Source organism: Phenylobacterium sp. (assembly GCF_025934275.1).
Taxonomy (GTDB): domain Bacteria; phylum Pseudomonadota; class Alphaproteobacteria; order Caulobacterales; family Caulobacteraceae; genus Phenylobacterium.
Genome location: NZ_JAICYI010000087.1, coordinates 1 through 9,631 on the forward strand (window position 1 = coordinate 1; position 9,631 = coordinate 9,631).

Sequence of the window (9,631 nt, forward strand, 5' to 3'; positions counted from 1 at the left end):
CGCGACGAGGGCTGGTTCGCCGAGCACATGCTGATCGTCAAGCTGACCCCGCCCAAGGGCGAGCCGCACTACATGGCCGCCGCCTTCCCCAGCGCCTGCGGCAAGACCAACATGGCCATGCTTGTCCCGACGCTGCCCGGCTGGAAGGCCGAGACCATCGGCGACGACATCTGCTGGATGCGGTTCGGCGAGGACGGCCGGCTCTATGCGGCCAATCCGGAGGCCGGCTTCTTCGGCGTCGCGCCCGGCACCGGGCTGAAGACCAACCGCAACGCCATCGCCACCCTGCACGCCAACTGCATCTTCACCAACGTGGCGCTCACCGACGACGGCGACGTCTGGTGGGAGGGGCTGACCCCGGAGCCGCCGGCGCACCTGACCGACTGGCGCGGCCGCGACTGGACGCCCGCGAGCCCCGAGCCCGCCGCCCATCCCAACGCCCGCTTCACCGCGCCCGTCGCGCAATGTCCGGTGGCCGCCTCCGAGTGGGAGGATCCGGCCGGCGTGCCGATCTCGGCCATCCTGTTCGGCGGCCGGCGAGCCTCGGCGGTGCCGCTGGTCACCGAGGCCCGCGACTGGGCGCACGGCGTCTTCATGGCCTCCAACGTCGCCTCCGAGGGCACCGCCGCGGCGGAGAACAAGATCGGCGAGCTCAGGCGCGATCCGTTCGCCATGCTGCCGTTCTGCGGCTACAACATGGGCGACTACTTCGGCCACTGGCTGGCCATGGGCGAGCGGGGCGATCCCGCCAGGCTGCCGCGCATCTACTTCGTCAACTGGTTCCGCAAGGATGAGCGCGGCCGGTTCGTCTGGCCGGGATTCGGCGACAACTCGCGAGTGCTGAAGTGGATCATCGAGCGGCTGGAGGGCCGCGCCCAGGCGCTCGACACGCCGATCGGCCTGGTGCCTGCGCCCGACAGCCTGGACATCGCCGGCCTCGGCCTCACCGCGGACCAGCTGCGGCTGCTCACCGCCGTCGATCCTCAGGTCTGGACGGAGGAGGCCGCCCTCATCCGCGCGCACTACGAGAAGTTCGGCGACCGGCTGCCCAAGGCGCTCCGCGCCGAGCACGAGGCCCTCGTCCGACGCCTGAAGGCCGCCCGCTCCCCCGCCATGGCGGCGGCGGAATAGCGCAGCGACGCGTCGCCGCATTTTCGCCTGGCTGGCCGCGCACCTCTGCGCCCAGTTTGGGAAGGACCGAAATGCTGGTCGCCGTTGCGGTGAGTCTTGTGGGATGCGCGGCCGCGGGGCTGGTCGCGACCTTGCTGCGCCTGCACCTGGCGCGGGTCTATTCGCTCTAGCCTGAGCGCCGGCGGGCTCAGCCGCCGGCCACCACCCGCAGGTTGGGCGCCGCGCCGGCCCGCTCGCCGCGCACCTGCGCCACCAGCCGGAAGATCGCCTCGCGCACCGCCTCCCCGTCGCCGTCCTCGGCCAGCGCGCGAAGCTCGGCGATGTGCGAGCCCTTCAGCCGCAGCGGCGCGGAGGAGACCACCTCCAGCACCTTCGGCGCGCAGGGCTCGGCCCGCTCGCTCTCGTCCAGCAGCGCCTCGGTCAGCTTCTCGCCGGGACGCAAGCCCACGATCTGGATCTCGATGTCCTTGCCCGGCGTGCGGCCGGAGAGCGCGATCATCTGCCGGGCCAGGTCCATGATCCTGACCGGCTCGCCCATCTCCAGCAGGAACAGCCGCGCGGGTCCCGGCGCCCCGTCGGCGCTGGTCGCCGTGGCGTGCAGCACGAGCTGGGCGGCCTCGGGGATGGTCATGAAGAACCGCGCCATGTCCGGATGGGTGACGGTCACCGGCCCGCCGCGCTCGATCTGCGACTTGAAGATCGGCACCACCGAACCGGCCGAGCCCAGCACGTTGCCGAACCGCACGGCCGCGAAGCGCGTGCCGTTTGACGACTGCTGGCCCTGGATCACGGCTTCCGCCAGCCGCTTGGAGGCGCCCATCACGCTGGTCGGGTCGACCGCCTTGTCGGTGGAGATCAGCACCATCTGGGCGGCCCCGCAGGCGCGCGCCGCCTCGGCCACGTTCCAGGTGCCCACCACGTTGGTCAGCACGCCCTCGCAGGGGTGGCGCTCGACCATCAGCACATGCTTCAGCGCCGCGGCGTGGAACACCAGGTCCGGCGCTTCCTTGCGGAAGATGGCGTTCACCCGCTCGCCGTTGCGCACGTCGCACAGCACCGCGCGGCAGGGGACCTGCGGATATTTCTCGCAGATCTCCCGCTCGATCTCGAACAGCGCCGTCTCGGAAAAGTCGACGAGGCTCAGGTGCGCGCACTGGAAGGCGGCGACCTGGCGGCAGAGCTCCGCGCCGATCGAACCGCCCGCGCCGGTGATCAGCACCCGGCGGCCGCGGATCAGCCCGCCCACCGCGTGGCGGTCGAGCTCGATCGGATCGCGCGCCAGCAGCTCCTCGATGTTGATGTCGCGCATGGCCACGAGGTTCACGCCCTCGTGGTGCGCCAGCTCGACGATGGACGGCAGCCGCAGCAGCCGCACGCCGTCGTTCTTCAGCCGCCCCAGCTGGTCGGCGGTGAGCCCCTTGAGCCGCGCCGGCTCCTCCAGGAACAGCACCGCGCGCGGATAACGGTTCCAGCGGCGCAGGTCGGTCAGCGCCGCGTCCAGGTTCTCCAGGCTCTCGATGATGCAGACGCCACGCACCTGCTGGCCGACGTCGCGCGGCTCGGCCGCGACGATGCCGATCGGGGTGAAGCTGCGGTCGTGGCTGCGGGCGACATCGCGCAGATAGGTGTCGGCGAGCGACGGCGGGCCGATCAAGAGCAGCGGCGGCGCCTGGGCCGCGCGATCGCTGAAGTTCTTCAGCGGCGAGAGCGCGACGAACGCCCGCTCGTGCAGGGCGCGGCGCAGCACGCGCACGCCCATCGAGGCCGCCATCTGGAACACCGGCGCCAGGAACAGCGTCGAGCGCGGCACGCCGCGGGCGCGGTCGAGCACGAACACCCACAGCAGGAACACGCCGGCGGTCAGGATGGCGATCCGCGCCAGCACCAGCACGTCGCCGATCGAGGCGTAGCGCCACGGCGACAGCTCGCGCCGGAACAGCACCGTGAAGCCGCCGGCCAGCGCCGCATAGAGCGTCACCAGCTGGATCAGGGTGAGCGAGGGCAGGTCCGAGAAGCCGAAGCCCGTCAGGCGCAGCGGCGCCACCGCGTAGGCGAGCGCGAAGGCGAGGGCGGCCAGCACCACGTCGGCGACGATGGTCTGGGCTCGAAACGCCACTCGCTCCATGGGCCGCACCTCGTTCGCGTTGCGAGTCGTCAGCATATGCTCCTGGGAACGGCCACCAAACGGTTAAGGCGCGGCATAGACGACGCTCCCCAGGGGCGGAGCCCGGCGACGAGCGGCAGCCTGGCGGATCGCCCCGACCTTAGGAACCGCGCCGGACAGACGCAAACGGATTTGCCCCGCCGCGATCGCCGGAGCGCCGAGTGCGCGTTTCGGGCGACACCCCGCCGCCCTCTCAGAACAGGACGCCCGCCTCCACCATGGCCCGGGTCTGGCTGTCCTTGCTTCCGTCGGCCCCGAAGCCCGCGCCGGGCGCCGCCTTGTCCAGGCCCGTGTAGGAGACCTCGCCGCGGATGAAGAAGGTCTTGAGCTGCCAGGTTGGCGTGAGCGTCAGCGACCAGGCCCTGCTGCCCGGGCCGTAGAGCATGTTCGTCCCGCCCGAGGAGGCGATGTACTCCGCGCGGCTGGCCAGGCTGAAGGTCGGGCTGAAGCTGTACTTCGCGAGAACGGCGGCGCCCCAGTGCGAGCCGGAATCCGGGATCCCGATCGAGGGCTTGGCCGAGACGTGCATGTACTGAAGGTAGGGGATGACCTGCCAGGCGCCCTCGGTATGGGTCCAGATCAGGTTGAAGATGTCCCCATTGTTCTGGACGAGCGGGGTCGCGAAGCCGGTCTTGGCGGTCTTCTTGAACTGCACGGAGCCGGCGAACGCCACCGTGTCCTGCTTGCCGACCGTGTAGGCGACCAGCGCCGAGCCGGTGGTGAACCGGTTCGAGTAGTAGCCGTCGTTGACCGACAGCGAGACCGCCCAGGGCCCGTTGGTGATGTTCGCCTGCACGCCGCGGCTGATCGCCGGCTCCTGGTTCCACAACAGGCCGCGGGCGATGTTCATGTTCTGGAAGGTGAAGGTGTACTCCGCGCCGATCAGGGTCGGCAGCTTGCCGGCCATGATGCTGAAGTTGGCGCTGGGCTGGATCTTCACATAGGCGAGCGGGACCCACTTGTAGGTCAGGTCCGGCAGCTTGTCGGCCTTGATGTAGGGGGTTCCGAGCGAGGGCAGCGAATAGGCGCCGCCCTGGACGTAGAACTGGAAGACGCCGTCGGTCTTCTGGATCTCGAGCTGGGCGTTGGAGAGGCCGGCGCGGCTGTCCTTGTCGCCCGGGATCGAGTTGTCCTGCCACAGCCCGACGCCGGTGAGCTGGCCGCTCAGATAGATCTTGCCGAGCGCGCCGGCGTCGAAGCTGGCCGGATCGGGATCGGCCGCCAGCGGCGGCGTCATGGCCGGACTCGACAGTGCATCGGCGCGGGCGGCCGTGGCCGCTCCGAGGCTCAGGGCCAGGGCCGCGGCCCCCGCCAGGCCGATCTTCTCGAATGGCTTCATCTCGTTCCCCTCGTTTGGGCCTTGTCCGGCGGACCGGCGGCCGTGCGGGGGGAATGGGGACGGCTTGGGCGCGCGGGTTCAACGCAACCGCCGCCTGCGCCGGCCGAATGGCGACGCCTGATCGAAGTTTGAGCGCCGGTTGGCCCGGGCGCCGCTTGATTGGGCGCCTCGCGCGGCGCTCAGCGGGCCACGAGCGGCGCGAACCCGAGGTGGCTGCCGGCGTCGACCAGCAGCGTCTCGCCGGTCACGTGGCGCGCGGCCGGCGAGGCCAGGAACACCGCCGCATCGGCGATGTCCTCCGGCGTCGAGGCGGCCTTGAGCGGGGTGTTCGCCGCCGCATTGGCCCTGACCCGCTCGGCGCCCTGCTCGCCCAGGCCGCGGACGAACCAGGGGGTGTCGATGAATCCCGGGCAGACGGCGTTCACCCGGATCTTCGGCGCCAGCGCCCGGGCGAGCGACAGGGTCATGGTGTTCAGCGCCCCCTTCGAGGCCGCATAGGGCACCGAGGAGCCGATGCCGGTGACGCCGGCGATGGAGGCGGTGTTGACCACCGCGCCCGGGCGCGGTCCGGCCTCCAGCAATGAGCGGCAGGCGCGGATCATCTGGAACGGCCCCACCACATTCACTCCGTAGAGTCTCAGGAAGTCCTCCGCCGACACCCGATCCATGTCGCCATGCGCGGCGAAGGTGGTCGTGCCGGCGTTGTTGAACAGCGCATCGATGCGCCCGAAGGCCTGCGCCGCCGCCGCGATCTTCCTGCAGTCCGCGTCGGAGGCCACGTCGCCCTGGACCAGCACGGCCTTGGCGCCGGCCGCGCCCACCTCGGCCGCGGTCTCATTCGCCTCCTGGGCGCTCCGGGCGTAGTTGATGACCACCGCGCTGGCGCCCCGCCGGGCGGTGGCGACGGCGATCGCCCGGCCAAGTCCGGTGGACGCCCCGGTCACCACCACCACGAAATCCTTGAAATCGTCCGCCGCCATGGCTCTCTCCCGCGCCTGTTCGATGGGTGTCCTAGCGCCGGGCGCGCGGCTTGTCTCGGTTGCGGCCGCGCGGGCTCCGGGGCTAAGCCATCGGGCATGGACGACCACCAGCTCACCCAGCTCGGCCGCCAGACGCCGGGCTTCGCCAGCCCGGACGAGGCGGTGCTGGAGCGCGCGCCCAACCCGCAGAAGGGCGTGCTCTACCTCGCCCGCTTCACGGCGCCCGAGTTCACCGCGCTCTGCCCGGTGACCGGCCAGCCCGACTTCGCGCACCTGGTGATCGACTATGCGCCCGCCGAGTGGCTGATCGAATCCAAGTCGCTGAAGCTCTACCTGGGCTCGTTCCGCAACCACGGCGCCTTCCACGAGGACTGCACTGTCGCCATCGGTCGCCGGATCGTCGAGGTGGCGGAGCCGCTCTGGCTGCGGATCGGCGGCTACTGGTATCCGCGCGGCGGCATCCCGATCGACGTGTTCTGGCAGAGCGGGCCGGCGCCCGAGGGCCTGTGGCTGCCCGATCAGGGCGTCGCCCCCTACCGCGGCCGCGGCTGAAGCTCCGGAACGGCTCCGGCCGTCTTCCCCAAGGTCAAGGCGGGTCCGCACCGGTCCTTCGAACCGGGCGGCGTCGTATTGCGGTGTCTAGGGGCGCCGGGGGGCAGCATTCGCAGCCCGTCAACTGGCGGCGCCTTAATTCTCCTTCCGAGGGAAAAGCTCGGCGGCCCTCGCGTCGCACCCGATAGACGCTTTCCAAACGCCTCCAACCGTCCTATACCTGGGCTCGCCCAACTCTCCTCGGGCGTGTCACCTCAGGCCGGACGGCGCTTGGCGCCGCCCGGCCGTTGTGTATCCGGGGATCGCCACCGCCGCTGCCCTTCCTCCATCGAGGAGGAGGGGGTGCGCTCAACCTTGCGACCGCCAATAGGTCACCAGGTTTTCCGGCATCGGCCGCTCCCGCTCGCGGGGCGGCTCGGCCGGCGTGCCGATCAGCAGGAACCCCGCCACCCGCTCGCCCTCCGTCAGGCCGAGGATCGCCTGGGCTTCCGGGTCGTAGGCGTACCAGTCGGTGATCCAGTTCGCCCCATAGCCCATCGCCAGCGCCGAATAGAGCAGGGTGGTGCAGACCGCGGCGGACGAGAGCCGCTGCTCCCATTCGGGGATGTGCGGCGCCTTGGGCGAGGAGATCACCGCGACGCCCAGCGGCGGGGTCCTCAGCTTGGCCAGCTTGGCCGCGGACTGCGCATCGCCGCGGCCTTCCGCCAGCGCCTGCAGCCGGTCCGCGAAGGCGTCCTTTCCGGGCCCCTCGAGGATGACGAACCGCCACGGCGCAAGCTTGCCGTGGTCCGGCACGTGGGTCGCGAGCCGGAGCAGCTGGCCCAGCTCCTCGGCCGTGGGCCCCGGGGCGCGCAGGGTGACGGCGGAGGCGGAGCGCCGCCTGGCGAGGAACCGCAGGACCTCGGGGGCCGGTTCGACCGGCAGGGGCTCGCCGAACTCGGCGGCGGGCGGCAGGGCGACGGGCACGGGCGCCTCGTTTAAGAAAGCCGAAGGTGGCGCCTCTTTATGGGTGCGCCGGCGTCCGGGACAAGACGAGCAAGCGCGATGGCCGACAAACCCGCCTGGCTGCGACCTCACGGCCGGCCATGGATCCGCGGTCCCGGGCGCGTCGCCTTCGAGAATCCCTGGATCCGGGTGAGCGAGTTCGACGCCGTCGCGCCGACCGGCCGGCCGGCCCGCTACGGCCTGGTCGGGTTCAAGAACTTCGCCATCGCCGTCCTGCCGATCCACGACGACGGCGCCGTCACCCTGGTCGGCCAGCACCGTCTGCCGTTCGCCGACTACAGCTGGGAGATCCCCGAAGGCGGCGGGCCCGTCGATGTCGATCCCCTGGAAAGCGCCCGGCGCGAGCTCGCCGAGGAGACCGGCCTGCAGGCGGCCCACTGGCGCGAGGTGATGCAGGTGCAGCTGTCCAATTCGGTGACCGACGAGCTGGCGTTCGGTTTCGTCGCCACCGGCCTCAGCGAGGGCGCCGGCGGCCACCACAAGGACGCCACCGAGGATCTCGCCATCGCCCGGCCGCCGTTCCGCGAGGCGCTGGCCGCGGCGATTGACGGCCATCTGAAGGACGTGTTGACGGTGGCGATGCTGCTTCGCGCCTACCATATGGCCCATGAAGGCGCTTTCCCGGACGCGCTGGCGCGCGCCATGCTAGGATGAGGAGAGGTCCGATGGGGCGGGAGGATGCGATGAGCGGACGGCTGGAAGTCGTCGATCCGGCGACCGCGCCGCCGGTCTGGGCCGCGCTGCGCAACGAGGCCGCCCAGGCCGCCAAGCAGGAATCGGCGCTGGCCAGCGTGCTGGCGGCCACCATCCTGAACCACGAGAGTCTCGGCGACGCGCTCTCCTACCAGCTCGCCCGCAAGCTCGGCGACCAGGAGCTGCGCGCCATGACCCTGCGCGACATCTTCGAGGAGGCCTATGACGGTCACCCCGAGCTGGTCGCGATCGCCGAGGACGACCTGAAGGCGGTGTTCGAGCGCGATCCCGCCTGCAAGGGCTACGTGCAGCCGTTCCTGTTCTTCAAGGGCTTCCAGGCGCTGCAGACCCAGCGCGTCGCCCACTGGCTGTGGGGCCACGGCCGCGAGACGCTGGCCTTCTACCTGCAGAGCCGGATGAGCGAGCTGTTCCAGGTCGACATCCACCCGGCCACCCGCATCGGCCGCGGCATCTTCATGGACCACGGCACCGGCATCGTCATCGGCGAGACCGCGGTGGTCGGCGACGACGTCTCCATGCTGCACGGCGTCACCCTGGGCGGCACCGGCGCCGAGCGCGACGACCGCCACCCGAAGATCGGCAAGGGCGTGCTGCTGGGCGCGGGCGCCAAGGTCCTGGGCAACATCGAGATCGGCGACTACGCCAAGATCGCCTCCGGCTCGGTGGTGCTGAAGCCGGTGCCCAAGGGCTGCACCGCCGCCGGCGTGCCGGCGCGGCTGGTCAACTGCCCGACCTGCGACGAGCCGGCCAGGAGCATGGACCACACCCTCGCCGAGGCTGTGTACGACTACGTCATCTGAGGTATATCGCGCGCGCCGGACCGGCTAGGTTCGCCGCCGCCGAAAGCCAGGGAGCGTGGGCGTGGACGAGAAGACCATCCGCAAGATCGAGGGCCACCTGCGCGGGACCTTCGCCAATGCGCGGATCGCCCTGCATCCGCGGCCCAAGCAGAAGGACAGCTGCGAGGTCTACGTCGGCGAGGAGTTCATCGGCGTCGTCTTCCAGGACGAGGACGACGACGGCTCGTTCATGTTCGAGATGGCCATCCTCGCCGAAGACCTGCCCTAGGTCGCGTTGGACCGCTGCGCACCAGTCAGTCGATCACCATCGCGATCCAGGTTGAGCGCTTCACCCAGCCGCGGCGGGTGTGCTGCTCCCAGCGACTGAGCGGTAGGGGACGCTAGGTGGAAAAGCCCTTTTGATCGCCTGAGAGTTGTTGCGGGGATACCGGCCGCGTAGCGCAATTTTGCAGCACCTCCGCCACGGATTCCATCAGGCATGACGAAGGACCTATTCCGCCTATCTCAGCTTCTCCACCTTCAGGCTCCCGGCCGGCAGGGGTCCCACCGGCGGCTGGGCCTCGGCGGGGCCGAGCCAGGCGGCCCACTGGTCCTTCGGCAGGATGACGATCTGGCGGTTGTGGTAGGGCGCCACGTCCGCCCCCGGCTCGCAGGTCAGCATCGTGAAGCGCTCGTCCCGCACCAGGCCCGCGATGCCGAACAGTTCTGAGCCGTCGGCCGGCGTGAACAGCCACTTCGACTTCGGGTATTTCGTCCCGGTGAACTCGTAGAATCCGTCGGCCGGGATCAGGCAGCGCCCGTTCGCGAACCTGCGCCCCTCCGAGCGGAAGTTGATCACCGGCGGCCGGCCGGGCTGGGCGAAGCCCCAGCGCAGCTGCTTCAGCTCCGCGCCGTCCGCGGTCCCCAGGATCACCGGCGCCGGATCGGTCGGGCGGATGGAATCCCG

General features: G+C 70.7%; 10 protein-coding genes. 5 read left to right on the top strand and 5 right to left on the bottom strand.

Going from position 1 to position 9,631, the window contains the following annotated elements:
* The coding region (locus Q0W60_RS16640; RefSeq protein ID WP_297697205.1) for a phosphoenolpyruvate carboxykinase (GTP) at positions 1–1,131 on the top strand (1,131 nt) is incomplete at its 5' end.
* Positions 1,132–1,318: 187 nt separating this feature from the next.
* On the opposite strand, the gene Q0W60_RS16645 is transcribed toward Q0W60_RS16640, so the two are convergent.
* From Q0W60_RS16645 to Q0W60_RS16655, 3 genes are all read right to left on the bottom strand, one after another.
* Complete coding sequence (locus tag Q0W60_RS16645) at positions 1,319–3,292, bottom strand: nucleoside-diphosphate sugar epimerase/dehydratase (RefSeq protein WP_297697206.1); 1,974 nt, start codon at positions 3,290–3,292, stop codon at positions 1,319–1,321.
* Positions 3,293–3,488: 196 nt separating this feature from the next.
* Positions 3,489–4,634, bottom strand: coding sequence for an outer membrane beta-barrel protein (locus Q0W60_RS16650; protein WP_297697207.1), 1,146 nt, complete (start codon positions 4,632–4,634; stop codon positions 3,489–3,491).
* 179 nt (positions 4,635–4,813) lie between these two features.
* Positions 4,814–5,614, bottom strand: coding sequence for an SDR family NAD(P)-dependent oxidoreductase (locus Q0W60_RS16655; RefSeq protein WP_297697208.1), 801 nt, complete (start codon positions 5,612–5,614; stop codon positions 4,814–4,816).
* A gap of 96 nt (positions 5,615–5,710) precedes the next feature.
* Between Q0W60_RS16655 and queF the strand changes: the two genes are divergently transcribed.
* The gene (gene queF, locus Q0W60_RS16660; protein WP_297697209.1) at positions 5,711–6,166 is read left to right on the top strand and encodes a preQ(1) synthase; all 456 of its coding nucleotides are present in this window, start codon (positions 5,711–5,713) and stop codon (positions 6,164–6,166) included.
* A 348-nt stretch (positions 6,167–6,514) separates the two neighbouring features.
* Here queF and Q0W60_RS16665 read toward each other — a convergent pair whose 3' ends face one another.
* Positions 6,515–7,132 (bottom strand): nitroreductase, encoded by a 618-nt coding sequence (locus Q0W60_RS16665; RefSeq protein ID WP_297697210.1) that lies wholly within the window; start codon positions 7,130–7,132, stop codon positions 6,515–6,517.
* A gap of 78 nt (positions 7,133–7,210) precedes the next feature.
* Between Q0W60_RS16665 and Q0W60_RS16670 the strand changes: the two genes are divergently transcribed.
* The 3 genes from Q0W60_RS16670 (at position 7,211) to Q0W60_RS16680 (ending at position 8,953) form a co-directional block, all read left to right on the top strand.
* The gene (locus Q0W60_RS16670) at positions 7,211–7,825 is read left to right on the top strand and encodes an NUDIX hydrolase (protein WP_297697211.1); all 615 of its coding nucleotides are present in this window, start codon (positions 7,211–7,213) and stop codon (positions 7,823–7,825) included.
* A gap of 29 nt (positions 7,826–7,854) precedes the next feature.
* Entirely contained in the window at positions 7,855–8,685 is an 831-nt protein-coding gene (gene cysE / locus Q0W60_RS16675; protein WP_297697212.1) for a serine O-acetyltransferase, read from the top strand.
* Between the two features lie 61 nt (positions 8,686–8,746).
* A complete protein-coding gene (locus Q0W60_RS16680; RefSeq protein ID WP_297697213.1) occupies positions 8,747–8,953 on the top strand; it encodes a DUF3126 family protein in 207 nt (68 codons plus the stop codon).
* A 231-nt stretch (positions 8,954–9,184) separates the two neighbouring features.
* Here the strand turns inward: Q0W60_RS16680 and Q0W60_RS16685 are convergent.
* On the bottom strand, positions 9,185–9,631 hold a 447-nt coding region (locus Q0W60_RS16685), incomplete at its 5' end, for an SOS response-associated peptidase family protein (protein WP_297697214.1).

Bases quoted from the DNA above. Each gene is read 5' to 3' on its own strand.
- Q0W60_RS16645 (WP_297697206.1), bottom strand. From the start codon at position 3,292: ATGCTGACGACTCGCAACGCGAACGAGGTGCGGCCCATGGAGCGAGTG.
- Q0W60_RS16650 (WP_297697207.1), bottom strand. From the start codon at position 4,634: ATGAAGCCATTCGAGAAGATCGGCCTGGCGGGGGCCGCGGCCCTGGCC.
- Q0W60_RS16655 (WP_297697208.1), bottom strand. From the start codon at position 5,614: ATGGCGGCGGACGATTTCAAGGATTTCGTGGTGGTGGTGACCGGGGCG.
- queF (WP_297697209.1), top strand. From the start codon at position 5,711: ATGGACGACCACCAGCTCACCCAGCTCGGCCGCCAGACGCCGGGCTTC.
- Q0W60_RS16670 (WP_297697211.1), top strand. From the start codon at position 7,211: ATGGCCGACAAACCCGCCTGGCTGCGACCTCACGGCCGGCCATGGATC.
- cysE (WP_297697212.1), top strand. From the start codon at position 7,855: ATGAGCGGACGGCTGGAAGTCGTCGATCCGGCGACCGCGCCGCCGGTC.